The organism is Pontibacter flavimaris, from assembly GCF_001907195.1.
In the GTDB taxonomy this organism is placed as follows: domain Bacteria; phylum Bacteroidota; class Bacteroidia; order Cytophagales; family Hymenobacteraceae; genus Pontibacter; species Pontibacter flavimaris.
Genome location: NZ_LVWA01000002.1, coordinates 136,487 through 160,009 on the forward strand (window position 1 = coordinate 136,487; position 23,523 = coordinate 160,009).

15 protein-coding genes and 1 pseudogene are annotated in these 23,523 nt (G+C 55.3%); 6 read left to right on the forward strand and 10 right to left on the reverse strand.

Translation table 11 applies throughout. The features are described from left to right. Nucleotides 1-129: 129 nt before the first annotated feature. Nucleotides 130-1,071: a malate dehydrogenase gene (gene mdh / locus A3841_RS00570; protein ID WP_073850352.1), complete on the forward strand. Its 942-nt coding sequence runs from the start codon at nt 130-132 to the stop codon at nt 1,069-1,071. A 622-nt stretch (nt 1,072-1,693) separates the two neighbouring features. Here mdh and A3841_RS00575 read toward each other — a convergent pair. From A3841_RS00575 to mutL, 4 genes are all read right to left on the reverse strand, one after another. Continuing rightward, a complete protein-coding gene (locus tag A3841_RS00575; protein ID WP_083610097.1) occupies nt 1,694-4,381 on the reverse strand; it encodes a BamA/TamA family outer membrane protein in 2,688 nt (895 codons plus the stop codon). Between the two features lie 69 nt (nt 4,382-4,450). Further along, nucleotides 4,451-5,362 (reverse strand): rhomboid family protein, encoded by a 912-nt coding sequence (locus tag A3841_RS00580; protein WP_083610098.1) that lies wholly within the window; start codon nt 5,360-5,362, stop codon nt 4,451-4,453. Between the two features lie 6 nt (nt 5,363-5,368). Then, on the reverse strand, nt 5,369-6,148 hold the full coding sequence (locus A3841_RS00585; RefSeq protein WP_073850354.1) for a rhomboid family intramembrane serine protease: 780 nt from the start codon (nt 6,146-6,148) through the stop codon (nt 5,369-5,371). A gap of 134 nt (nt 6,149-6,282) precedes the next feature. Beyond that, nucleotides 6,283-8,139 (reverse strand): DNA mismatch repair endonuclease MutL, encoded by a 1,857-nt coding sequence (gene mutL / locus A3841_RS00590; protein ID WP_073850355.1) that lies wholly within the window; start codon nt 8,137-8,139, stop codon nt 6,283-6,285. 429 nt (nt 8,140-8,568) lie between these two features. Between mutL and A3841_RS00595 the strand changes: the two genes are divergently transcribed. From A3841_RS00595 to A3841_RS00610, 4 genes are all read left to right on the forward strand, one after another. Next, nucleotides 8,569-11,517 (forward strand): glycoside hydrolase family 3 N-terminal domain-containing protein, encoded by a 2,949-nt coding sequence (locus A3841_RS00595; RefSeq protein ID WP_073850356.1) that lies wholly within the window; start codon nt 8,569-8,571, stop codon nt 11,515-11,517. Between the two features lie 74 nt (nt 11,518-11,591). Then, complete coding sequence (gene bshA / locus A3841_RS00600) at nt 11,592-12,728, forward strand: N-acetyl-alpha-D-glucosaminyl L-malate synthase BshA (protein ID WP_170866119.1); 1,137 nt, start codon at nt 11,592-11,594, stop codon at nt 12,726-12,728. Between the two features lie 107 nt (nt 12,729-12,835). After that, nucleotides 12,836-14,728, forward strand: a complete 1,893-nt coding sequence (serA, locus tag A3841_RS00605; RefSeq protein ID WP_073850358.1) for a phosphoglycerate dehydrogenase — start codon at nt 12,836-12,838, stop codon at nt 14,726-14,728. A 240-nt stretch (nt 14,729-14,968) separates the two neighbouring features. Next, a complete protein-coding gene (locus A3841_RS00610) occupies nt 14,969-16,057 on the forward strand; it encodes an aminotransferase class V-fold PLP-dependent enzyme (protein ID WP_073850359.1) in 1,089 nt (362 codons plus the stop codon). Between the two features lie 477 nt (nt 16,058-16,534). On the opposite strand, the gene A3841_RS00615 is transcribed toward A3841_RS00610, so the two are convergent. Continuing rightward, the gene (locus A3841_RS00615; RefSeq protein ID WP_073850360.1) at nt 16,535-17,083 is read right to left on the reverse strand and encodes a DUF7935 family protein; all 549 of its coding nucleotides are present in this window, start codon (nt 17,081-17,083) and stop codon (nt 16,535-16,537) included. A 158-nt stretch (nt 17,084-17,241) separates the two neighbouring features. Here A3841_RS00615 and A3841_RS00620 point away from each other — a divergent pair, with 158 nt between their 5' ends. Continuing rightward, entirely contained in the window at nt 17,242-17,589 is a 348-nt protein-coding gene (locus tag A3841_RS00620; RefSeq protein WP_073850361.1) for a HesB/IscA family protein, read from the forward strand. A gap of 707 nt (nt 17,590-18,296) precedes the next feature. On the opposite strand, the pseudogene A3841_RS00625 reads toward A3841_RS00620, so the two are convergent. From A3841_RS00625 to A3841_RS00645, 5 genes and pseudogenes are all read right to left on the reverse strand, one after another. Further along, nucleotides 18,297-19,181 (reverse strand): annotated as a pseudogene (locus A3841_RS00625) (ChaN family lipoprotein). Nucleotides 19,182-19,275: 94 nt separating this feature from the next. Then, entirely contained in the window at nt 19,276-20,634 is a 1,359-nt protein-coding gene (locus A3841_RS00630) for an ABC transporter permease (protein ID WP_073850362.1), read from the reverse strand. Then, nucleotides 20,627-21,538: an ABC transporter ATP-binding protein gene (locus A3841_RS00635; RefSeq protein WP_073850363.1), complete on the reverse strand. Its 912-nt coding sequence runs from the start codon at nt 21,536-21,538 to the stop codon at nt 20,627-20,629. The genes A3841_RS00630 and A3841_RS00635 overlap by 8 nt, the downstream gene beginning before the upstream one ends. Before the next feature lie 195 nt (nt 21,539-21,733). After that, nucleotides 21,734-22,876: a molecular chaperone DnaJ gene (gene dnaJ / locus A3841_RS00640; RefSeq protein ID WP_073850364.1), complete on the reverse strand. Its 1,143-nt coding sequence runs from the start codon at nt 22,874-22,876 to the stop codon at nt 21,734-21,736. A 3-nt stretch (nt 22,877-22,879) separates the two neighbouring features. Continuing rightward, complete coding sequence (locus tag A3841_RS00645; RefSeq protein WP_073850365.1) at nt 22,880-23,458, reverse strand: nucleotide exchange factor GrpE; 579 nt, start codon at nt 23,456-23,458, stop codon at nt 22,880-22,882. Nucleotides 23,459-23,523 lie beyond the last annotated feature (65 nt).

A 23,523-nucleotide genomic window follows, 5' to 3' on the forward strand; every position in this document is an offset into this window, starting at 1 on the left:
TTTGTCAACCAGAAAAGTCGTGCTACGTGTGTCGTGATACTTGATACGAAAACGAAGTTTTTACAATAGATTTTCCTAATTTTACAGGAGTTAACCGAATTCTCAATCTAATATAAACCATATCCGATAATGAAAGTAACTGTAGTTGGAGCTGGTAACGTTGGGGCCACGTGCGCCGATGTGCTGGCTTACCGCGAAATCGCGAACGAAGTAGTTTTAGTGGATATTAAAGAAGGTTTTGCCGAAGGCAAGGCACTCGATATCTGGCAGAAAGCGCCAATCAACCTGTACGACACCCGCACGGTGGGTGTAACCAACGATTACAGCAAGACCGCTGGCTCAGACGTGGTGGTGATCACCTCGGGCCTTCCACGCAAGCCCGGCATGACCCGCGACGACCTGATCTCGACCAACGCCGGCATTGTGCAGTCGGTAACCGAGAACATCGTAAAGCACTCTCCGGATGCCATCATCATCGTAGTATCTAACCCGCTCGACGTGATGACGTATGCCGCGCACATCACATCCAAGCTGCCACGCACCCGCGTAATGGGTATGGCCGGTATCCTGGACACTGCCCGTTACCGTGCATTCCTGGCTGAGGCGCTGAACGTGTCTCCAAAAGACATCCAGGCGGTGCTGATGGGCGGCCACGGCGACACCATGGTTCCGCTTCCGCGCTACACCACCGTAGGCGGTATCCCGGTAACGGAACTGATTGGCGAAGAAGAACTGAACGCTATAGTGGAGCGCACCAAGAACGGTGGCGGCGAGCTGGTGAAACTGATGGGTACGTCTGCCTGGTATGCACCGGGTTCAGCTGCCGCTCAGATGGTAGAGGCCATCGTGCGCGACCAGCGCCGTGTTTTCCCGGTTTGCGTGAAGCTGGAAGGTGAGTACGGTATTGATGGTGTTTATTTAGGTGTACCTGTTATACTTGGCAAGAACGGTATCGAGAAGATCATCGAGCTGCAACTGAACGACGATGAGAAGCAACTGCTGGAGACGTCACGTGGCCACGTGAAAGAGGTAATGGAAGCACTGGATAAGATCAACGCTGCCAAAGCTTAAGTATAAAAGTATACTTATTGATAAAGCCAGGGCCGCTTCCGAAAAGGAGCGGCCCTGGCTTTTAAGCTTTGCCTATAATTTATACTTCTCTGGCGCAAGCGTCCGCTTGTACCTCTATTAGCCATTGCTTTCCGCAACTTGACACAAGCTATACTTACTAGCTGCCGTTCATCCTCTAGTTCCCACAAACCTACTGTTGCATTTCCTGCTTTGGTGCTCTCAAGCCCGAGAGGCCTCGCCTTCGGGCATCGCGCTGTGTTCCCTTCCTTTGCTACCCTCCGGTCGCAATGCCCTTGCAGGGCACCGGAATCTCACAAGGCGCTCAACCCAAAGGCTGGGTATCATTCCAATAGCCGCCGCTGACGAAGCTTGAACCAAAGTCCCCCTTCGAAGGGGTAGGGGGATGTAATCGGCTGCGAGACTCTTCTTCTGAATTTATACTTTGTAGGGACAGGTCGCGACCTGTCCACGCTAGTGCAGCAGCCATGCAACTTATACTTCTGCATAAGTAATAACAGGCTCCCCTCCTTGGACTACCGAGAACGAGAGTTCGAAGGTAGCGAGCGCAGCTCTGAGGGATAGGGGTGGTTGGAACAGGTACTGCAGAAAACTATCTCACATCTTAAAACCTGAACCCAACCGAAAAGTATGGCAGCACGCCGTCTTCCGAAACCCCGACCACACCATGAAAAAGTATGAGTTCGGCCGGAAGCACGTAGATGCCGCCGCCGTAGCCGTGATGCAGGCCGCCACCGTCACCTCCCCTGTCGGACCACACGCGGCCCACGTCGTTAAACCCGATCAACCCGAAGGTGCCCGGAAACAGGTAAGAGGTAAAGTCAAACAGCTTGAGGCGCAGCTCCAGGTTATGGAAAGCCATTTGGTCGCCGGCAAAGCGGTAATTGCGGTAGCCGCGCAGGTTGTTGGTGCCGCCCAGGTATAAAAGCTGGAAAAAGGCCGGATCGCCGTAGGTGGTGCCGCCGCCAATTCGGTTGGCCACTACCAGCCCCTCGCTCAGTTTAAAGTATAAACCCACCTCCGACTGCAGCTGCCCATACTCTTCCTGCTCATCGTTTAATTGCCCAAGGCCGCGCAGGCTGGTGGTCCAGTAGATGCCGCTGGAAGGCTGTACTTCGCTATCGCGCGTGTCCAGGGTAAACCCTCCCACCAAACCGCCAAAGTACTTGCTCTCAAACAGGTTCTCTCCGGGGTTTTCGGCCTGGTATAAATTGATGAAGCGCCCCTCGTTATCTCCAGGCTGCATGCTGAAGAACTGCCCTGTCACGCCGCCGTAGACCTGGAACCTTGGCGTGAGCTGGCGCCGCAGCACCACCTGCGACTCTATAAAGTCGTAACGGGTGCGGTAATAGCGGATGGGTTTGCTGCCGGTGTCGATGAACTCGGTGTTGTTGCCTACTCCAAAGAAGTTACTGGTATTGTTAGGGGCCTTCGCGTCCAGTTCCACGCCCAGGTCGAACTTGCCGATCAGGTGCGGGAAATCCCCCTCATAGCTTCCGAAGAAGGCATTGGTGGCCAGCGCGTGCCCCACCATCAGTTTGTGCTGCGCCGCATAGGGCTCCTTCCGGAAACCGTGCTTGGTATACTTGAAGCCGATACCCAGCAACACCCCATCGTCCAGGTTATAGCCTACGGTGGCCAGTGGCATCAGCTGGTTATACTTAAAACTGCGCGGGTCGTAGTGGTTCACGATGGTGTCGGTGGAGGTGCGGATCCTGGCCACGCTTTTGTCCGGAAGTATGTTTTCCTCGTCCGAGCGGTCGTAGATCAGCAGCTTGCCTTTGTTACGGAAGTCGCTGGACACCTTAAAGGTATCGGCGCTGCCCCCTCCTATCAGGCGCACCCTTATACTTGATTTGCCGCTGCCCTGCACCGTGAACACATCCTCATCGCCACGGCCGTACAGGCGCAGCTCTTTCGTCACCTTCGGGGTAAAGGTGCGGTCCATCAGCAGGCGGTCACGGTTGCCCTCCTTCTTTATCTTGTATACTTTCAGGTTGATATCGCCGCCCGGCAGGTAATCCAGCACAAACTCCTCGTGCTTGTCCGAGCCCGGCACATCCACTGCCTTGGCCAGGAAGCGGTAATAGGTCATGGCCTGCTCCATCAGGTTATCGCGGCGGGCTTTAATGATGCGGGCGATCTCCGGGCCGCTCTGCGCGTAGATAGGCGGCGGCATGCGCCGCACGGCCTCATCGATCAACCCATCCGTTAGCTGCTGCTGCACAAAGCGCACCTCCTCGCGCCACTCCTCCTCCCCCAATTGGTTCATGAACATGCGGTCGAAGTAGCGGGCGTTAAAGTTGAAGCCCTCTATGCCGCGTATCTCCTCATCAAATCCCTGGAACTTGGGCATGATCCATTTCCTGGACCCTATCTTCGGAATAACGCCCTCGTTCTTAAAGAAGATCTGATCCCGGTCGCGCGGGATAGGGTCGTAGATCTTGCCGACTTCATCCTCCAGGTCGCGCCAGCGCCATTGGTCCTCGTGGCGGTCCCAGTCGCCTACCACGATGTCGAGCAGCCTGGCCCGCAGCACGGCGTGCTGGTTTACGCGGTCGTCGTTATCCTCCTCCAGCTTCTCCAGCACCTTCTCGGTGTTGTCGGTATCCACGCCGTGCCGGACTGGCTCGCGCTCCTCCAGCAAGTATACGGCGTTGGCATAGGCGGCCAGGGAGTCGGCCTGCAGGGCGGGGTCGTCGGGCAGGTACACGATCTCGGGGTTGGTGTGCAGCACGTTCAGCGCCTCGGCCAGGGGCGGCACCACCAGCGCGCCAAAGGGGTGCGAGGCCGAAATCTGGTCCTGCACAATATCTTTGGCTACGGTTTCGCGCAGGTTCTCGGGCAGGGCTTTCTCCGGGTCTTTCTGCACCGTGCGCAGCGCCCACTCCCTGCCGGTGGAGTCCTGCAGGCGCAACGACTTGGTCTGCTGCCCGCCGCCGCGCTGCAGTATCTTCATGCCTCCCTGTTCCTCGCTCAGCCTTAAAACCCGCATTTTAACAGGGGTGGCCCAAAGCTCGCGGTAATTATCGCCGAACCAGAAGCGGTGACGCTTGCTCACGTCGTTGTAATCCGGGGCGATGGCTATGGTTATGCTATCCTGTTGTGGTGAGTTGATTTGTGCCGATGCCGCGTGAGTGCCCAGCCAACAGCCGAGCAGCAGCCCTATAAAATTGCACTTCGCTATACTTCTTGTCATAAAGTCCGTGTGATTGCAGTTTATACTTACCTGCCGCCATAGGGTTTTACCCGGCCCCACTTCTGCTGCTGCAATCACACTTAAGCGCCTCATACTTTGCCGCTTGCTACGTATAGCTAGCAATAAAAGCGGCAACTCTTGGGAGAGCTGCCGCTTTTGTTGTTAGTCTTTCTGGCTTGCCTGGAAGAGCTTTTGCTTTTCTTCCTTGGAGAGGCTCTCGTAGCCGGAGCTGGAAATCTTGTCAAGGATGCGGTCTATCTCGCTCTGGTCGGGGCTAATGGGGCCGTTGCTGCTACTGCTCTTGCCGTTGGGCTTGGCCCTGCCGCCGGTAAAGCTGCTGTGCGTTACCTTTAGCTTTGGCTTGCGCTTGAACAGGTTCGCGAAAAAATCGAGGACTGCCAGCACGGGTCGCCCCATGTCGTTGCCGCGCTGCAACTGCTTCACAAACAGCCACCCTATAAAGGCGCCGCCCAGGTGGGCAATGTTGCCGCCGGCGTTGTCGCCTACGGCACCGGAGATGGAGAGCAGCACCAGGAAAGCGGCGATATACTTTATCCGGACCGGGCCGATCAGGATCAGGTTGAAGGCGAAGTTAGGCAGCAGCGTGGCCGCGCCCACCACAATGGCCAGCACACTGGCCGAGGCGCCGATCATAAACGAGTAAGCGGCGCGATCCGCAAAGTATGGGATGAAGTTGTAGCTCAGCATGTAGAGCACGCCGCCGGCAATACCGCCCAGCATGTACAGGCTCAGCAATTTCCTGTCGCCCAGGTACTCGCGCAGCAGCTGCCCGAACCAGTACAGATTGAGCATGTTGAAGATGATGTGCAGGAAGCCCTCGTGGGTGAAGAAATAGGTGATCAGTGTCCAGGGGCGGGTGATGAAGATAAACAGGTCTGGGTTTAGCGCCAGGAAACGCATGGTGGCATTGTAGACCCAGGTGCCGCTCGTCAGGATCAGGATGGTGCGCGTCACGATCAGCACCACAAACACGATCACGTTGATGAGGATGAGCTGCTTGAGCGTGTTGTTGGGCTGCCGGAAAGCGTTTTTTATATCGTCGGTTATACTCATTATGCCTTAGAAGTTACGGTAATCGTTGCGCTGCCACATTCTTACCAGTATATACGCGAACAGCATGCCGCCGAGGTGCGCAAAGTGTGCTACGTTATCGCCGGGCACCCGGTTAAAGCCGGCATACAATTCGTACCCCCCATACAGCAGCACAAAGTACTTGGCCTTTATGGGGATGGGCAGGAAGATGAGGAACAGCTCCAGGTTGGGGAACAGCAGGCCAAAGGCCATCAGGATGCCAAAAACGGCCCCGGAGGCGCCCAGCATCGGGCTGTTGAACACCTGCTCGAACACGTAACGCACGGCCTCCTTGCTTTCTTCTATATAGGTCGGGTTGTCAGGGCTGCGACGGAACTCCACGGCAAACTCGGTGTTGTAGCGGCCGTTGTAGTGCTCCTCCATGTAGTTATAGAAGGCCATCGGCTCGGGGTTCACCATGTAGGTGGCCGTTTCGCTTTCCAGGCCGTTGAGCTCGTAGGCGCGCACCCCGGAGTATAAAAGGCTGGCCCCAAGGCCCGTAATAAGGTAGAAAGCCAGGAAGCGCTGCGGCCCCCAGAACCGCTCCAGCATTGGCCCGAAGATAAAGAGGCTGAACATGTTGCTGAACAGGTGCGACCAGCCGCCATGCATGAACATGTGGGTGAACAGCTGGATGGGGCGGAACAACTCGGAGCCAAAATAGTGCAGGGCAAACGTCTCCAGACTGATCACGCCGTTGATCTGCAACAGGAAAACAACCACGTTGATGATCAGGAGGTTCCTGACCATAGGGGTGATATTGAACATGCGATTTTTTCTTTTTGGAAGTATAAGCTCCGTGCTTGAGACCCGAGCCTATACTTTGGATCAGTAGTAGTGTTGTGTTTCCTGTCTGAAAAACGGAACCAACCGTTTAACAATCAACAATTCAGCAGTTAAAATCAGTTTTTCAGGAAAAGATCGTGCAGCTGGCTTAGCTCCATGATCACGAGCGTTTTCTGGCCGCCGGGCGTATAGTTCGGCACCTGGCATGCAAAAAGCCTGTCTACGAGCGAATTCATTTCCAGGTCGCTCATGCGTGCCAGCAGGCGCGCCGACAGCCGTTTGGCCATGGCGCGGGCCAGGTTCTCCCTTTTATCAAGCTTTAACGTAGCCGAATTGTTTTTGTACTGCTCAATCAACTCCTCCAGCAACTCTTTTTCGTCGGCAGCCAGCACATCGGCCGGTATGCCATTCAGGATGATGGTGTTGCCTCCGAAGTCCTCAAACTGGAAGCCCATGTCCTTAAACTCCGCCGCCAGCTCCTTTATCAGCACGGCATCGGCAGGCGAGAGCTCCACGGTTTGCGGGAACAGCAGCGCCTGCGAGGCCCCTGTCTTCTTCTGCAGCGAGGCCATGTACTTCTCGTAGAGGATGCGCTCCTGTGCCGCCTGCTGGTCTATCACCATCATTCCGGATTTCACCTGCACCAGCAGGTATTTCTGGTGTATCTGGATGGCTTTCTTAGCAGAGGCAGGCGCTGTGTCCGGCGCAGCAAAGGCGTTGCTCAACAGGCCTGTTTCTGAAGTGCCCATACTTGCGCGCTCCTGCTGCTGCACGTCTTTCATCGGCTCATACAGCTGCTCCCATCCCCTGGAAACGGCGCGCTTGGTGGTGGCCGGCGGCGTAAAGCCCGGAAAAGAAGTGCTCCCGCCACTGCCAGAGGTTTTCCGCTCCGGCTCAAACTCGCTGTTAAAGCCACCCTGCAAACGGATGGGCTGCAGCGGCGCGTAGTTCACATCCTGCTCAAAGTCCAGCGAGGGGGCAATGTTGTAGGCACCGAGGGCACGTTTCACGGCCGCATGTACAATGGCATACACCGTTTTCTCGTCCTCAAACTTTATCTCCGTCTTGGTCGGGTGCACGTTGATGTCGATCTTCTCCGGGTCGATCTCGATGAAGAGCACGTAGAACGGGTGGTTCTCCTTGGCCACCAGTCCCTCAAAGGCCGTCATCACGGCGTGGTTCAGGTAGCCGCTCTTCACAAAGCGGTTGTTGACGAAAAAGAACTGCTCACCGCGCGTTTTCTTGGCGTGCTCCGGCTTGCCAATGTAGCCTTTCACCACCAGAAAGCCCGTGTCCTCCTCGCAGTAGGCCATCTGGTTTTTATAGGTACTGCCCAGTATACTGACAATCCGCTGGCTCAGCTTGGTGGCGGGCAGGTTAAACACCTCCAGTTCGTTGTGGTGCAGCGAGAAGGCGATGTCTGGGTAAGCCAGGGCCACCCGCTGGAACTCCTCCAGGATGTGGCGCATCTCCACTGCGTTGGACTTGAGGAAGTTACGGCGCGCCGGCACGTTATAAAAGAGGTTCTTGACGGCGATGGAGGTTCCCTCCGGCGTGACCACCGGCTCCTGCGCCACCACTTCGGAGCCTTCTATCAGCAGCCTGGTGCCCGTTTCGGCCCCGGTTGGCTTGGTTTTAAGCTCTACCTGCGCCACCGCTCCGATCGAGGCCATGGCCTCGCCCCGGAACCCCATCGTGCGGATGCGGAACAGGTCGTCGGTGGTGCGGATCTTGGAGGTGGCGTGGCGCTCAAAGCACATGCGGGCGTCGGTCTCGGTCATGCCTACCCCATTGTCCACCACCTGCACCAGCTGCTTGCCTGCCTCTTTCACGATCAGTTGGATGCTGGTGGCCTGCGCGTCGATGGCGTTCTCCAGCAATTCCTTCACCACGGAGGCAGGGCGTTGCACCACCTCGCCAGCCGCAATCTGGTTGGCAAGGAAATCAGGCAGTAAATGTATGATATCGGGCATCCGCTTTTCTAACTCCTTCTAACTATATAGTTTATCTTTAGTAAAATAAGGCCGGTTCTGCCATTGTGGCCAAATATTTGCTCATTCTTATTTGTAAATACAGAACTATTTCAGCGAAAAATATATTATAAATTTACAGACCGCTTCTACATCAGGGGCTGAAGTTCTGCTAACGGTTTGGCTCTCCTTTTTGTCTGGAAAAGTATGACAAACCAATATATCAAAGCCGGGGCTGGTGGCGTTAGCACTCTGAAGACTCCCCCTTAGTGCCACTTAAGCTGCAGATAGGTTGCAAGGGCCTCCTTCTACTTATCAGGCCAGTCAGCAAAAAAGCCGCCAAACAAGCTGAAATTGTCTGTAATTCTGAGCCGCCTTGTGCAAAATTAGGCTTAATTTTGACTTGTTCCAATAATTAAATAGTAGCGTAGGATGTTGAAGAATTTTAGTGTAGGTGTGTTGATTCTTGTTTTTCTTGTCATGGGTCCCCTGATGTCGTTTAACCCGTCAGAGGAGATTATCGTGAGCACCCGGGAACAGCAATGGGTCGACAGCGTGCTTACCTCCCTTACCCCTGCGCAACGGATCGGCCAGCTGTTTATGGTGGCCGCCTACTCCAACAAAGACCAAAAGCACGTCAACCACGTCGACTCCCTGGTAAGCCAGTACAACATTGGCGGCCTGATGTTCATGCAGGGCGGGCCCAAGCGCCAGGCCATCCTTACCAACCGCTTCCAGGGGCAGGCCAAGGTGCCGCTGCTGGTGGCCATGGATGCCGAGTGGGGCCTGAACATGCGCCTGGACAGCAGCATGCACTTTGCCCGCCAGATGACGCTGGGCGCCATGCACGACGAGCGCTACGTGTACCTGATGGCCCGCGAGATAGCCCTGAAGATGAAGCGCCTGGGCGTGAACGTGAGCTTCTCGCCGGTGCTGGACGTGAACAACAATGCCAACAACCCGGTGATCGGCACCCGCTCCTTCGGGGAGTCCAAGGAAACCGTGAGCCGCTATGGCGTGGCCTATATCCGCGGCCTGCAGGACCACGGCGTGATGGCGGTGGCCAAGCACTTCCCCGGCCACGGCGACACCGATACCGACTCCCATTACAACCTGCCCATCCTGCAGCACGACATGAAACGCCTGACGGAGGTAGAGCTCTACCCGTTTAAGCAGTCGTTCGATGCCGGCGTGATGGGCGTGATGGTGGCGCACTTATACTTGCCCAACGTGGACTCCACCAAGAACCAGGCAGCCACCTTGTCCAAGCCTATCGTGACAGGCCTCCTGAAGGAGAAAATGAAGTATAAAGGGCTGGTGTTTACCGATGCCCTGAATATGCAGGGCGTGAGCCGCTACCATAAGCCCGGCGAACTGGACCTGAAGGCCCTGCTGGCAGGCAACGATGTGCTCCTGTTCCCGGAGGACGTGCCCACGGCGGTAGATAAAATTACGAAGGCGGTAAAGAAAGGACAGATCACGCAGGCGGAGATAGACCAGCGCGTGCGCAAGATCCTGCACGCCAAGTACTGGGCCGGCCTGAACAAGTATAAGCCCGTAAAGCTGGAGAACCTCGAGCAGGACATCGACCGCCCCGCCAGCCGCGTGGTGCAGGAGCAGCTCTACGAGCACGCCGTAACGGTGGTGGAGAACGAGAAGAACCTGATCCCCTTCCGTAACCTGGATACCCTAAGTATAGCCTCTGTAGCGGTGGGCGCCTCCGTGAACAACGCCTTCCAGGAGACGATGGCCAACTATGCGCCCGTCAACCGCTTCACCATCCCCGACCGCTACGCCCCCGACTCCGCCTTTACCAACATCATCCCGCAGCTGGCGGATAACGATGTGGTGGTGGTGAGCATCCATGGCATGAACAGCACACCCGCTAAGAACTACGGCATCGGTACCGGCACACTGGCCTTTATCCAGTACCTGCGCGAGCGCACCGATAAGAAAGTGGTGGTAGCCGTGATGGGCAACGCCTATAGTCTGAAACTATTCGAGGACAACAAGTGGGTGGTAGCCGGTTATGAGGACAACCCGATCTCGCAGTCGCTGGTGCCGCAGGTGCTGTTTGGCGCCCGGGCCGCCCAGGGCAAGCTGCCGATCTCTGCCTCCGCCAAGTATACGGCCGGCACCGGCCTGCCCACCGCCACCTTGGGCCGCCTGAAGTATGGCGTGCCGGAGAGCGTGGGCATGGATTCCAAAACCCTGGCCCAGATCGACAACATTGCCACCGAGGCAATTGCCTACGCTGCCACGCCAGGCATGCAGGTGCTGGTGGTAAAGGATGGCACCGTGATCTACAACAAAGCCTATGGCCACTATACTTACGACGCCGCCAAGCCAGTAACCAGGAATACCATTTACGACATCGCCTCCATCACCAAGGTGGCCGCCACGCTGCAGGCCATCATGTTTTTGAAGGACCAGGGCAAGATCAGCCTGGACGAGAAGCTGGGCACGTACCTGCCTGAGGTGAATGGCACCAACAAGGAGAACCTGGTGCTGCGCGACATCCTGGCGCACCAGGCCGGCCTGAAGCCGGGCATCCCGACCTGGCAGAAGACGATAGACAACCGCAAGCTGAAGGAGACCTTCTACGCCAGCACCCAAAACGACACGTACATGAACGAGGTCATCCCGGGGGTATACTCTATCAACTCCATGGAGGACTCCCTGTGGGCCTGGACCGTGAAGACACCGCTGATGCCGAAACATAAAACGGGTAATTACGACTACGCCTACAGCGACCTTGGCTTCTACATCATGAAGCGTCTGGCCGAAACCATGCTCAACCAGCCGCTGGAGGAGTTTATGGACCAGAACTTCTACGCCCCGCTGGGCCTGGGCACCTTAACGTATACGCCGCTGCTCAAGCACCCGCGCGAGATCATCGCCCCCACGGAGGATGACAACTATTTCCGCAAGAACCTGATCCGGGGCACCGTGCACGACCAGGGAGCCGCCATGATGGGTGGCGTGGGCGGCCACGCCGGACTATTCTCGAACGCCAACGACCTGGCCATCCTGATGCAGATGAACATGAACAACGGCAACTACGGCGGGCACAAATACTATACTTCGGAGGTGGTGTCGGAGTTTGCGGCAAGGCAGTTTGAGGGCAGCCGCCGCGGCCTGGGCTGGGATAAGCCCGCCCCGGACGGCAACGGCCCAACCTCCAGCCTGGCCTCGCCAAGCACCTTCGGCCACACCGGCTTTACCGGCACCGCCGCCTGGACAGACCCCGACAACAAGCTGATCTACATTTTCCTGTCGAACCGGGTGTACCCTGACGCCAGCAACAACAAGCTGGTAAAGTATAACATCCGCACCCGGATACACGATGTGATCTACAAGGCCATGGTACCCAAAACATAAAATTATTTAAGTACTTTCGCGAGTGCAGCAACAAAATGGGGCTGCACTTGTTTTTTTGCCATACATCCCCAACTATGAGAATTGGTATTGTCTGTTACCCAACCTTTGGCGGCAGCGGCGTGGTAGCCACTGAGCTTGGCAAAGCCCTGGCCCTGATGGGGCACCAGGTTCACTTCATCACCTATAGCCAGCCGGCCCGTCTCGATATCTTCAACGAGAATCTTTTCTATCACGAAGTATACATCCCCACCTACCCCCTGTTTCAGTACCCGCCCTATGAGTTGGCGCTGGCCAGTAAGATGGTAGACATCGTCCGGTTTGAGAAGCTCGACGTGCTGCACGTGCATTACGCCATCCCGCATGCCTCAGCCGCCTACATGGCCAAGCAGATCCTGCGCACCAAGGGCATCAACATCCCCGTGATCACGACGCTGCACGGCACCGACATTACGCTGGTGGGCAAGGACGCCTCTTTTGAGCCGGTCGTAACCTTCAGCATCAACCAGTCGGATGGGGTGACGGCCGTTTCGGACAGCCTGCGCGCCGAAACCTATGACTTCTTCCAGATAGAGAAAGACATTGAGGTGATCCCCAACTTTATAGACCTGGAGAAGTTCAGGCGCCAGAAGAAAGAGCACTTCCGTTTGGCCATAGCGCCCAACAACGAGAAGCTGCTCGTGCATACCTCCAACTTCCGGGGCGTGAAGCGCGTGGAGGACGTGATCCGGATCTTTGCGAAGGTGCACGAGAAAATGCCAAGCCGCCTGTTGATGGTAGGGGACGGCCCCGAGCGCCCGAAAATGGAAAAGCTGTGCCGCGAGCTGCAGATTTACCAGGATGTGCGCTTTCTGGGTAAACTGGAGGCCGTGGAGGAGGTGCTTTCCATTTCCGACCTGTTTTTGATGCCCTCCGAAAAGGAAAGCTTTGGCTTGGCCGCCCTGGAGGCCATGGCGTGCGAGGTGCCGGTGATCTCCTCCGACGCCGGGGGCATACCGGAGCTCAACATCAACGGCGTAACGGGGTTTGTGAGCCCGGTCGGCGCTGTGGATGAGATGGTGCAGAACGCCCTTTACATACTCGACGATGAGCACCTGCCGCAGTTTAAGGCCAATGCCCTGCAGCGCGCCAGAGATTTTGACGTCCAGAAGATCGTACCGGTGTATGAAGGGTTCTACCAGCGCATTATAAAGGAGCAGTTGGCCCTGTTGTAGCCTGCCGTTCACAGAAGCATAACATCAAAAAGAACCTGTCTGCTGCTGCACGGCCGGTTCTTTTTTTATACCTTACGGGCTTACTTCGTTAGGAACCATACCTTACCATGAGCAAGGACAAGTACATCATCATCGATTTTGACAGCACCTTTACGCAGGTAGAGGCCCTGGATGAACTGGGTGCCATCTCACTGCAAAACCATCCGGAGCGCGAGCACTTGCTCGACCAGGTAAAACAGATCACCGACAGCGCCATGGCCGGCAAGAGCTCGTTCTCGGAGGGGCTGACCCAGCGCCTGCGCCTGCTGCAGGCACACCAGCGCCATCTGCCGCAGCTTATCGGCATACTTAAAGAGAAAGTATCGGACTCGATTCGCCGCAACCGCGAGTTCCTGCACGAGTACGCTGATCAGATCTACATCATCTCCAGCGGCTTTAAGGAGTTCATCACCCCGATCGTAACCGAGTATGGCATTAAGGAGGAAAACGTGTATGCGAACACCTTTGAGGTGGACGCGCAGGGCAACCTGACCGGCTTTGACGAGCAGAACCCGCTGAGCCTGGACAAGGGCAAGATAAAACTGCTGGAGCAGCTGGCGCTTCCGGGCGATGTGTACGTACTGGGCGACGGCTACACCGACTATGAGATTAAAGAGGCCGGGCTGGCCAACAAGTTCTACGCCTTTACCGAAAACGTGACCCGCGAAAGCGTGGTGGCCAAGGCCGAGCACATTGCCCCCAGCCTCGACGAATTCCTGTATCAAAATAAATTACCGATGGCTATATCCTACCCTAAAAACCGCATCAGTGTGCTGCTGCTAGAGAATGTTCACCCGCAGGCCGTGGAGCTGTTCCGCCACGAGGGCTATCAGGTAGAAACCATTAGTGGGGCGCTGAGCGAGGAGGAGCTGTGCGAGAAGATAAAGAACGTTTCCATATTGGGCATCCGGAGCAAGACGCACGTAACGCGCAAGGTGCTGGAGCACGCCAACCGCCTCATGTGCGTGGGCGCCTTCTGCATCGGCACCAATCAGATAGATCTGGAGGCCTGCCTGGAGGCCGGTATCACCGTATTTAACGCCCCCTACAGCAATACCCGCAGCGTGGTGGAGCTGGCTTTGGGTGAGATCATCATGCTGAGCCGCGGTGTGGTAGACAAGAGCAATCTGATGCACCAGGGCAAATGGGACAAATCGGCCAAGGGCAGCTTCGAGATGCGCGACAAGAAGCTGGGCATTGTGGGCTACGGCAACATTGGCGCGCAGCTGTCGGTGCTGGCCGAGGCCATGGGCATGGAAGTATATTACTACGATGTGATAGAGAAGCTGCAGCTGGGCAACGCCCGCAAGGTGAACTCGCTGCACGAGCTGCTCGAAAAAGCCGACATCGTGACCCTGCACGTGGACGGCCGCCCGGAGAACAAAAACATGTTTGGCGCGGCGGAGTTTGCCGCCATGAAGGACGGCGCTATCTTCCTGAATTTGAGCCGCGGGCATGTGGTGGATATTGAGGCGCTGGTGCAAAGTATAAAATCGGGCAAGATAAGCGGCGCGGGTGTGGATGTGTTCCCCGAGGAACCTGCCACCAACAGCGATCCGTTTGAGAGCGAACTGTGCGGCCTGCCCAACGTGATACTTACCCCGCACGTGGGCGGCAGCACCTCCGAGGCGCAGGAGAACATTGCCAACTTCGTGCCCAACCGCATCATGGATTACGTGAACTCGGGCAACACCTATGGCAGCGTGAACTTCCCGAACCTGCAGCTGCCGGAGCTGAAGAACGCCCACCGCCTCATCCACATCCACGCCAACGTGCCGGGTGTGCTGGCCAACATCAACCAGGTACTCGCCAAGAACCAGGTCAACATCCTGGGCCAGTACCTGAAAACGAACGAGCGCGTGGGCTATGTGATCACCGACATCGACAAGGCTTACGACAAGCAGGTGGTGGGCGATATGAGGCAGGTGCCGCACACCATCAAGTTCCGCATCCTTTATTAATGGTGATGAAGTATGATTTTATAGATTAGACTGATTTTATACTTGTAGAGACACTATATTTTGTGTTTTTATACTTTGTGCGACTGGAGCAGTTCGGTGAATTACGGAAGCTAATCTGATATCCTTGCCGGGTGATATCGTCAGCAAGGATGAACCAGCCGCTCATCAAGTATAAGATCCTGGGAATCGCTAAAGTCATACTTCATCACTGGTCTTCATACTTAATTTGAGGTCTCAGTCATGAACAACAAAGTATACTTTACCCCCGGCCCGTCGGAGCTGTACCCTACGGTGCCGCAGCACATGCAGGAGGCGATGGCGCAGAAAATCGGCACCATCTCGCACCGCAGCAAGCAGTTTCAGGAAATCTATGCCGGCGCTGAAAGTGGCCTGCGCAAGCTGCTGCAGTTGCCGGATGAGTATGAGGTGTTTTTTGTAGCGTCGGCCACCGAAGTATGGGAGCGGGCCATCCAGAATAATGTGCAGCGGGAGAGCTTCCATCTGGTGAACGGCTCCTTCTCAAAGCGCTTTTATGAAACCGCAAAAGAACTGGGCCGCGAGGCGCAGCTGCATGAGGTGCCGTTTGGGCAGGGCTTTGATGTGGAAAGTATAAACGTGCCGGAAACGGCCGAACTGGTGGCACTCATCCAGAACGAGACCAGCTCGGGCGCCTGCCTGCCGGTGGAGGACATCAACCGGTTCCGCGAGAAAGCTTCTGACGATGCGCTCATTTACGTGGATGCGGTATCCTCCCTTCCCTACCCCGCCTTTGATTATACGCTGGTGGACTCGGTATACTTTTCGGTGCAGAAGTGCTTTGGTTTGCCCGCTGGCCTGGGCGTGTGGCTCGTAAACGACCGCTGCATGGCCAAAGCCCGCGCGCTGCAGGAGAGCGGCCTTTCTATTGGCTCCTACCATACCCTGCCCACTCTCCTGGAGAAAGCCCTGGTGAGCCAAACCGTGGAAACGCCAAATGTGCTGAACATCTACCTGCTTGGCAAGGTACTCGAGGATATGAACCGCAAGGGCGTGGCCACCATCCGGCAGGAAACAGAGGCCAAGGCAGCCCAGATTTATACTTTCCTGGAGCAGAGCACCGTCTTTTCACCGGCTGTAGAAAACCCGAAGCATCGCTCCAAAACCACTATTGTGGCCAACACCAGCATACCCGCTTCAGAAGTAAACAGCCATTTAGCTAAATATGATTTGCAGGTAGGCAGTGGCTACGGCAAGTATAAAGACAGCCAGATCCGAATCGCCAACTTCCCCGCCCACAGCATGGAGCAGGTGGAGAGGCTGCTGGAAAAGCTGAGGGAGTTAGAAAATTAGAGAGTTTGGGAGTTAAAGAGTTAACTATTCTGAAGTATAAATGAGAGCGGCTGGCACTACTTATAGTGCCAGCCGCTCTCATTTATACTTTGTCGTATCCTGCCGAAAGTTTAGCGGTAGCGTAACTGGTGGCTGAGTATGGAGCAAGTTTGCAACTTGTTTTGCTTTGGAAAAGCAAGAGCTGCTGAGGCGTTGGCTATACTTGATACTTGAATTAATCAGCTTTCATACTTCGTCCCTGCAGTATGCCGAAGTATAAATTGTTGGTGATAACACCAACAATGGTGAGAAAAAGCGCTGGGTATACTTCATACTTTGGTCACGACTAATTAAAGTATAAAATATCTGCCAACCTATACTTTTCTGCTGGCACAGGAAGCAAGTTGCAAACTTGCTCCATACTCAGCCACATTTACGCTACCGCTAAACTTGCGGCAGAACTTTCTAACTTTTTAACCTTCTAACCTTCTAACTCTATTAGCTTCCAAACGTCTGCCTTACTTCCTGCTTCACCAGGTTAATGGCCTGGGCGGTGGGGTCCTGCTCGTTTACCAGCACGGTCTCCAGCACGCGCTTGGCCAGGTCGGTGCCGCGGGCGGCTTCGGGTAACTCCTGGTAGGTTTTGTTGATGAGCTTCACCACATCCTCGCGGGCGTGGTTTACCTGCTGCCAGGCCTTCTCGCTCATGTACACCTGCTGCGACATGTTGTGGTTGAACTCGTTGCGGATCTCGGAGAGCAGCAGGCGGTGGTACTCGGCCGCCGTTTGCCCGGCCGGGCTTACGCGCAGCAGCAGGTTGCTGGGCGTAATGCGCTCGAGCAGCAGCACCACGCGCTCATAGGCCTGCAGGCGTATCGGGGTGATGGTCTTAGAGTTATTGCTCTCTTTCTGCTGCGCGCGCTCTGCCCGCAGGCGGTCTTCGCGCTCGTAGTGCTTCTGCAGCAAAAAGTATAATCCTGCTACCAGCACCAGGGCGGGCAGGGCAAGTTTTATCAGTTCTATGAGTAAAGCAAAAAAATTAACCATGTTCGCTGTCTTTGAAAGTATAAATATCGCAAAAAATTAATTCTGCGGGCATGAATCATTTTCTTCCTTTGCCTGTTTACTAGGTACAACGTAGCGTCAGCAAGCATCTTTATAGAATATTGCGTAAGTTTGTGGCTACAAATAAAGACATTCATACTATGGCAACAGAAACTAAGACTGCACCGATAACCCTGACAGAAAAAGCCTTGCATGAGGTTAAGAATATATTGAAGGAGAAAAACGTACCAGCTGAGTATGGCCTGCGCATTGGTGTGCAGGGCGGTGGCTGCTCCGGGCTTTCCTACCTGTTGGGCTTCGACAAGCCGAAAGAGTCAGATGAGACGTTCGAGCTGGACGGCGTAACGCTAATCATGGACAAGAAGCACGGCATGTACGTGATGGGCATGGAGGTTGATTTCCAGGACGGCCTGAACGCCCGTGGCTTTATCTTCAACAACCCACAGGCTAGCAGCACCTGCGGCTGCGGAAGCTCTTTCTCCGCTTAATTTAGAAAACCTTCTTTCTCTTAGATAGACAAAGCCCGGCTGCATAAGCCGGGCTTTGTTGTTTTAGACTGTATAACTTCGCCTTCTGCGGGCGCGTATTTGCAACTCGTATCCTGCTATGGTGTCGGGTCTCTGACTCGACTGGCCCGCAGAGCCATATTTATACTTCGGCTGTGCTACCATACTTGCTGCTATACTTGCCAATGACAGCGACAACACCGTCCCTCTTTTGTCATCCTGAAAGGATCTTGTGGGCAAGCTGCTGCAAGCGTATCCTTCCTACTTTCAGATTTATACTTGCATAGCCGCTGCTTCCTGCTTCCTGACACAAGCTATACTTGTTAGCTACCATTCATCCACGGCTTTACAACCTGCATTGTTTCATTTCTGACTGTGGTGCTCTCAAGCCCGAGAGGGCTCGTCCTTTGGCATCGCGCTGTGTTCCCTTCCTTTGCTCCTACGTCGCAATGCCGCCAAGGCGGCACCGGAATCTCACAAGGCGCTCAACGGAAAGACTGGGTATCATTTCGATAGCCGCTGCTATTTGTCATCTCGACCTCTGTGAGAAATCTCTTTAGAATCCTAGATAGATCTCTCACAGCTACTATACCTCCCTCTCCTATTCTTAAGAGAGGGCTAGGGAGAGGTAAAATGGGCTGGCAGCCTTGTATCACTCTCTAACCCCTAAACTCCCAAACCCTCTAACTCTAAAACGTTCTCGTCATACTTTCTGGCACCACAAGTATAAAATCGGCCTTCTGCCTGTTTTCTTCAGCTAGGTTTTCCAGATCGGACTGCAATACCGTGGTGATGGTGCGGGTTTTTACCTGCGGCCTCAGCTGCCTGAGGTACCAGCCAATGCCCTCGAAATTATCGGAGTGGTAAGCGCCGTTCAGGTGAAGCACCTGCCTGCCTTGCTGCACCTGCCCAAGTATAAAGTGCGCCATGGTGGCATCCTTCAGCGCCTACGCCTGCACAATGTTTATACTTTTGGTGTTGCCGTGCGTGCCGCCACCGAACATCGCCATCATCCCCTTATAGCCCGGAAGCTCCATATCCACAGTGATCGGCAGCGGGGCAATATACTTCCTGGCCTCCTGTGAGATGCCTTCCAAAGCGGACAGGCTGCCGCCAGAAACCATGGCCGCATAGCGGCGCGGCACGTTAGTGGCGATAAAGGGGATACGCTGCTCCTTGGCAAAGCGCACCACCGGCCTGTAGTCGGTGGCGTAGTTGGGCCACGGCCTTGCCTCCTGCTCAAAGTTCTTCTCCGGCGCCTGTCCCGCCAGGTACTCGTCCAGCACCAGTTGCACATCGGCCTCAAACATCTCGGCGCCTATGGCAAATTTTTGCGGGTTCTCCCGGTGCAGGTCTTTGGCCACCTCCAGCTGCAACCAGTGCGCGATCGGGTCGTTGTGCTGCTCGCCAAAGAGTATAACCTCCGCCTCTTCCAGCTCCTTCAGCATTTTGCCATACTGTATACTTTTGCCCTCCGCCGTGAACAGCTGGTAGGCAGGTTTGTTCTTTTTCTGCGCCATGGCTCCTGTGGTTATTACCAATAAGAGTAGTGTCAGGAGTTTATACTTTATCATGTTTATTCATTTGATTTTATACTTCAAGATAATAAAAATAGCCGGCACCCAAGGCACCGGCTATTGCTATACTTTAACGTATGGCTGTCTATACTTACACCCTATAAAACAGCCACTTCGAGAGCTCCTTGTAGTTTACTTTCTTGCCGTACATCAGGATACCCACGCGGTAGATGCGGCTGGCAATCCAGGTGGTGAACACGAAGCCGGCTACCAGCAGGCCCATCGAGAGCAGCAGTTCCCAGGCAGGCACGCCAAACGGCACGCGCACCATCATCACAATCGGCGAAGTGAGCGGGATCATGGACATCCAGAAAGCCACCGGCCCGTCCGGGTTTTTGAGCACGATGGAGTACGACATGATAAAGGCAATGACCAGCGGAATGGTGATCGGCATCATGAACTGCTGCGTGTCCGTTTCGTTGTCCACGGCAGCGCCGATGGCCCCGAACAGCGAGCCGTAGAGCAGGTAGCCGCCCAGAAAGTAAAACAGGAAGCAACCGAAGATTAGGGCCACCGGCAGGTTGGCAAAGCTTTCTTTCACATCGCTGAAGGTACTGGCAAACTCATCCTGCCCCTGCGGATTGTCCATGGCGGTTGGGTCGTCGGAAGCCACTTCCTCGCCTTGCGCTGCCATTTGCCCGGCCGCGTACTGCGCCGCCGGCGATGGCGCCGCATCCACCCCAAAGGCAGCCGAAACGGCCGTTACCGCTATAAACGAAAGGACAATCCAGAGCAGGAACTGCGTGAGGCCCACGGCGGCGATGCCCACGATCTTACCCATCATCAGCTGGAACGGCTTCACCGAGGAGATCATCACCTCCACAATACGGCTGGTCTTCTCCTCTATCACCCCGCGCATGATCTGCACGCCGTACAGGAAAATAAAGAAGTAGATGATCACGGCCGCGGCCACACCCGCCACCGAGGTAATGATGGCATTGTTGTCTTTTTCGCCCTGCGCGCTCAGGTTAACGGCCGTCAGCTTCACGTTGGCCTTTATCTTATCCAGCGTCTCGCGGTCGAGGCCGGAGGCGAGGTAGCGCTGGTTCTCGATCTCCTTTTCCAGCATGTTCTCCAGGCGCACCTGCGTTTGGATGCTGATGTTCTTTTTGCCGTACACCACGAAGCCCTTAGGCTCTTCTATGGTCATTTCCGGGATGTAGAGCAGCGCCGTGTTGTCAGTTTCCTGGTACAGCAGCTTGGCCTGGTCCAGCGTGCCGGCCAATGGTATAAAGGCGACGTCTTCCTTGCTTTCCAGCTTGCCCTCGAACAGGCCGCTCTCGTCGAGCACCATCACCGTCTCCGCCTCATCCGACATGCTTATAAGCAGGCCCGGCAGGATCATGAAGGTAGCCAGCAGCAGCGGCGTGAGCAGCGTCATGATGATAAAGCTCTTCTTGCGAACGCGCGTGAGGTACTCGCGCTGTACGATCAGCCAGATTTTATGCATGGTGTGTTTCGGTTACTTTTCGGATGAAGATTTCGTTTATACTTGGCACCAGCTCCACAAAGGAGTGCACCTCCACGCGCTGGATCAGGTAGCGCAGCAAATCGTTTGGCGAGGTGTTGTTGAGCAGCCGCACGTTGGCCCTGAAAATGCCGTGGTTGCTGTGCTGCTCCAGCACTTCAAAATCAGGTGAGGTAATCATCAGCTGCCCGTTGCCGATCACCTGGTAGGTGTCCGTCTTATAGGTATCTCTTATCTCTTTTACCGGACCGTCCAGTACTTTCTGCGCCCGATTTATCAGGGCAATATTATCGCAAAGCTCCTCCACCGACTCCATGCGGTGCGTGGAGAAAATGATGGTGGCGCCCCGCTCGCGCAGGCTCAGGATCTCGTCTTTTATCAGGTTGGCATTGATGGGGTCGAAGCCGGAGAAAGGCTCGTCCAGGATAATGAGCGAGGGCTCGTGCAGCACCGTGGCGATGAACTGCACCTTCTGCTGCATGCCCTTCGATAGGTCCTCAATATGCTTGCCCAGCCACTCGCGTATCTCAAAGCGGTCTACCCAGGTTTTGATGCGGGCGGTGGCGTCCTCCTTGCTCAGGCCCTTGAGCTGGGCCAGGTACAGCAGTTGCTCCCCCACCTTCATCTTTTTGTACAGGCCGCGCTCCTCGGGCAGGTAGCCCATATCCTTGATGTGGTCGGGCCTCAAACGCTCGCCTTTGAAGTATATCTTGCCGCTGTCGGCGCCGGTAATTTGGGTAATGATGCGGATGAGCGATGTTTTACCCGCGCCGTTGGGGCCGAGCAGGCCGAAAATGCAGCCCTGCGGAATATCGAAGCTCACGTTGTCAAGGGCGGTGTGGTTAGCGTAGGTTTTGGTCACGCCTTCAATCTTCAGAATACTCAAGGGTGTTGGGATTTAGTTTACTCAAATATAACTATAATGCTGTAGAGTACAGGTGACCAGCAGTAGTTAATCGACTAAGCAAAGTATAAAACGGACTAAATAGCGGTTACGCCGGATGTAGAAAGTATAAAAGAAAAGCCCGGCTCCCGTGTGTATACGGAGAACCGGGCTAAAACTATTGTTCGGGAAGGTCTTTTACTGGAAGTAGTCTTTCACCTTCTCAAAGAATCCTTTCTCGTTCTTGCCAGGGTTTGGCGTGAAGTTGCTGGAGTAGCGCAGGCCTTCCAGCACCGCTTTCTCGTCGTTGCTCAGGCTCTTGGGCGTCCACACGTTCACGTGGATCAGCTGGTCGCCTTTTCCGTAGCCGTTGATGTCCTGTATGCCCTTGCCGCGCAGCCTGAAGATTTCGCCGCTCTGCGTTCCCGGCTTGATGTTGATCTTCACCTTGCCGGTGATGGTCGGGACCTCCACCTCAGCGCCCAGGGCCGCATCTACAAAGCTGATGTACTGCTCAAAAATGATGTTGTTGCCTTCGCGCTTCAGGGTTGGGTGCGGCTCCTCCTCAATCTGGATCAGCAGATCGCCCGGCACGCCACCGCGCTCCGGCACGTTGCCCTTGCCGCTCATGCTCAGCTGCATGCCGTCCATCACGCCGCCCGGCACGTTTATCGAGATCACCTCTTCCTGAAGTTCCCTGCCGCTTCCGTGGCAGGCGGTACAGTTGTTGGTTACAATGCGCCCCTCGCCGTTACAGGTAGGGCAGGTTGCTGTGGATACCATCTGGCCCAGCATGGTGTTAACCACCTTGCGTACCTGTCCGGAGCCCTGGCACGTGCCGCAGGTCTGCATGTCGGTGCCGTTCTTGGCGCCGTTGCCCCCGCAGGTGGCACAGGCTACGTAGCGTTTTACCTTGATCTTTTTCTCTACGCCGTTGGCAATCTCCTCCAGGTTAAGTTTAAGCTTGATGCGCAGGTTGGAACCCTTGCGCTGGCGGCGTCCGCCGCCTGAGCGACCGGCACCTCCGAAGAAGCTCTCAAAGCCGCCGCCGCCGAATATGTCGCCGAACTGCGAGAAGATATCATCCATGTTCATACCACCGCCGCCGAAGCCGCCGTTCATGCCCTGGTGGCCGAACTGGTCGTAACGCTGGCGCTTCTGCTGGTCGCTCAGCACCTCGTAGGCCTCTGCCGCCTCCTTAAACTTGTCTTCGGCAGTGGGGTCGTCGGGGTTCTTGTCGGGGTGGAATTTGATGGCGATTTTGCGGTAAGCCTTCTTTATCTCTTCCTGTGCGGCGCCTCTGCTTACCCCCAAAACCTCATAATAATCTCTCTTAGCCATGGCTTACGCTCCTATTACTACTTTTGCAAAACGGATCACCTTCTCGTTTAGGGTATATCCTTTTTCTATGATATCTACAATCTTGCCTTTCAACTCTTCTGACGGAGCCGGAGTCTGCGTTACCGCCTCATGGAAATCGCTGTCGAAGTCGTCGCCTGCCTTTGTCTCCATCGCCTTCAGCCCCTTCTGCAGTGTTACGAGCTTGAGCTTGTGGAACACCAGTTCCAGGCCCTGCAGCATCGTATCCAGGTTCTTGCTCTCCTCCATGGCCTGGCGCGCGCGCTCCATGTCGTCCAGCACCGGCAGCAGTTCGGTCATCACGTCCTCAGAGGCCGTTTTGGTCAGCTCCAGGCGCTCCTTGGCCGTACGGCGGCGGAAATTCTCGAACTCCGCCATCAGGCGCACAAACTTGTCCTTCATTTCTGCCAGTTCAGCGGCGGTCTTGTCTTCCTGCGTCTCGGCAGCAGAAGTGTCATTAGCTGTTTCGTCCACCTGGTTCAGTTTCTCATCGGCGGTTGCATTGGCAGTGTTTTCCTGCAACTCCTCTTTTTCCTGCTCCTTTTTAATATCTTTCTCTGACATAATGCCTTAAAAAAGTTAAGTTGATGTGTCTATACTATCTTGTCAATTGTCTTGCCAAACCCCTG

Excerpts from the sequence above, each read along its gene's own strand:
- A3841_RS00630 (WP_073850362.1), bottom strand. The coding sequence starts at position 20,634 with ATGCATAAAATCTGGCTGATCGTACAGCGCGAGTACCTCACGCGCGTT.
- A3841_RS00580 (WP_083610098.1), bottom strand. The coding sequence starts at position 5,362 with ATGAGTATAACCGACGATATAAAAAACGCTTTCCGGCAGCCCAACAAC.
- A3841_RS00585 (WP_073850354.1), bottom strand. The coding sequence starts at position 6,148 with ATGTTCAATATCACCCCTATGGTCAGGAACCTCCTGATCATCAACGTG.
- mutL (WP_073850355.1), bottom strand. The coding sequence starts at position 8,139 with ATGCCCGATATCATACATTTACTGCCTGATTTCCTTGCCAACCAGATT.
- A3841_RS00595 (WP_073850356.1), top strand. The coding sequence starts at position 8,569 with ATGTTGAAGAATTTTAGTGTAGGTGTGTTGATTCTTGTTTTTCTTGTC.
- A3841_RS00620 (WP_073850361.1), top strand. The coding sequence starts at position 17,242 with ATGGCAACAGAAACTAAGACTGCACCGATAACCCTGACAGAAAAAGCC.
- A3841_RS00610 (WP_073850359.1), top strand. The coding sequence starts at position 14,969 with ATGAACAACAAAGTATACTTTACCCCCGGCCCGTCGGAGCTGTACCCT.
- A3841_RS00615 (WP_073850360.1), bottom strand. The coding sequence starts at position 17,083 with ATGGTTAATTTTTTTGCTTTACTCATAGAACTGATAAAACTTGCCCTG.
- serA (WP_073850358.1), top strand. The coding sequence starts at position 12,836 with ATGAGCAAGGACAAGTACATCATCATCGATTTTGACAGCACCTTTACG.
- bshA (WP_170866119.1), top strand. The coding sequence starts at position 11,592 with ATGAGAATTGGTATTGTCTGTTACCCAACCTTTGGCGGCAGCGGCGTG.
- mdh (WP_073850352.1), top strand. The coding sequence starts at position 130 with ATGAAAGTAACTGTAGTTGGAGCTGGTAACGTTGGGGCCACGTGCGCC.
- A3841_RS00645 (WP_073850365.1), bottom strand. The coding sequence starts at position 23,458 with ATGTCAGAGAAAGATATTAAAAAGGAGCAGGAAAAAGAGGAGTTGCAG.
- A3841_RS00575 (WP_083610097.1), bottom strand. The coding sequence starts at position 4,381 with ATGAGGCGCTTAAGTGTGATTGCAGCAGCAGAAGTGGGGCCGGGTAAA.
- dnaJ (WP_073850364.1), bottom strand. The coding sequence starts at position 22,876 with ATGGCTAAGAGAGATTATTATGAGGTTTTGGGGGTAAGCAGAGGCGCC.